Below are 1,610 nucleotides of genomic sequence, written 5' to 3' on the forward strand. Positions count from 1 at the left end.
ATGGTGGGCGAGATCCGCGATCCGGAGACCGCACAGATCGCGGTGCAGGCGGCACTCACCGGCCACCTCGTGTTCACTACCGTCCACGCCAACAACGTCTTCGACGTGATCGGCCGCTTCATGCACATGGGCGTCGATCCATACAGCTTTGTGTCGGCGCTGAACGGAATCGTCGCGCAGCGGTTGGTGCGCGTGTTGTGCACGGCGTGCCGCATCGATGACGCGCCGGACGCGGAACTGCTCACGCGCTCCGGACTTGCCGCCAGCGAAGTCCACGAGTTCCACTTCCGCATCGGTCGCGGCTGCGGACAGTGTCGCGGAACCGGATACCGCGGCCGCAAGGCGATCGCGGAGATCATGGTGCTCACGGACGAACTGCGCGAGCTCATCGCCGGCAGAAGTCCCATCCGCGAACTGAAGGAAGTGGCGCGCCGGTCGGGCACGCGCTTTCTGCGGGACAGCGCACTCGAACTGGTGAGCCTGGGAGAGACGAGCCTGCAGGAGATCAATCGTGTCACCTTCGTGGCGTGATCGCGTAGGGGTGTCGCTCGCACCGGGACGGGTCGGGCTGCTGCGCTTCGCGCGCGGCTGGCAGCCGCAGCTCGCGGCAAGCGAAGTCGCGGCGGAGGAGACCGAGGGCGAGGATGCCTCGGGGAGCGGGGCCATCCGTCTCCTCGCGTCGCTGCTCGCTGCAGGCCCGAGGCGGGGGGATGTCTCGGTGACCGTGTCGAACCATTACGTTCGCTACGTGGTATTGCCCTGGAGCGACGTGGTGAGCGACGAGGACTGGCGGGCGCTCGCGCAGCACCAGTTCCGTACCGTTTACGGCGACATCGCCCTGGAGTGGGCCACAAGCATCGCGTGGCAGGGGCCGGAGCGGCCCGTCGTGGCGTGTGCGGTGCCGAAGGCGCTGCTCGACATGGTGCACGCGACGGTGCGCGGCGCCGGGATGCGCGTGCGGTCGGTGAGCCCTTATTTCGTCGCCGCGTTCAACTTCTGTCGACGCCGTCTGCCCGACGACACCTTCTGGTTCGGCGTGATCGAGTCCGGCCGCTTCACCTTCGGCGGCGTGGAGAAGGGAGCATGGGCCAGCATGGCGAGCCGTCGCCTTGGCGCCGGTGGTGGCCCGCGGCTCGCGGAGACGCTCGAGCAGGAAGTTCTCGGCGGCGATGGCATCACCACCCGCGGCCGTGCGTTCATCTTTTCGCCGGAGCAGGAACTCGCGCCGGCAGGCGAGAGCACGAGCTGGACGCTTGAGCGGTTTTCGCTGCACGACACCGCAAGCCCGGTGACCGACGTGCGCCTTGCCGGGGCGCTTGCGGCGCTGGCCTGACATGCGACGACTCGAGCTCGATTTTCATCGCACGGCGGCACAGGCACGCTGGCTGAGGATCGGCTTGCTCGCTGCGGGTATCGCGCTCGTTGGCGTCGTGCTGCTGCGCTACGAGGCGCTCAGCAAGGAAGCGACCGTGTGGGAGGCGAAGCTCCAGGATCTGACGCAGCTCGCGCGCCGCAAGACGGTGGCGCTCGGCGCGGGCGCCCGCGAGAGCAAGGCACCGCCCGAAGAAATCAAGCGCGCGAACGTCGTGCTGGAGCAGATGACGGTGCCG

Annotated in this window: 3 protein-coding genes; all 3 read left to right on the forward strand. The window is 68.3% G+C overall.

The window, feature by feature from the left end; all coding sequences use genetic code 11:
- On the forward strand, positions 1 to 531 hold a 531-nt coding region (gene tadA, locus JNK68_01095), incomplete at its 5' end, for a Flp pilus assembly complex ATPase component TadA (GenBank protein MBL8538942.1).
- Positions 512 to 1,333 (forward strand): hypothetical protein, encoded by an 822-nt coding sequence (locus tag JNK68_01100; GenBank protein MBL8538943.1) that lies wholly within the window; start codon positions 512 to 514, stop codon positions 1,331 to 1,333. The genes tadA and JNK68_01100, both read left to right, overlap by 20 nt.
- 1 nt (position 1,334) lies before the next feature.
- On the forward strand, positions 1,335 to 1,610 hold a 276-nt coding region (locus tag JNK68_01105; protein MBL8538944.1), incomplete at its 3' end, for a hypothetical protein.

It is taken from the genome of Betaproteobacteria bacterium (assembly GCA_016791345.1).
In the GTDB taxonomy this organism is placed as follows: domain Bacteria; phylum Pseudomonadota; class Gammaproteobacteria; order Burkholderiales; family JAEUMW01; genus JAEUMW01.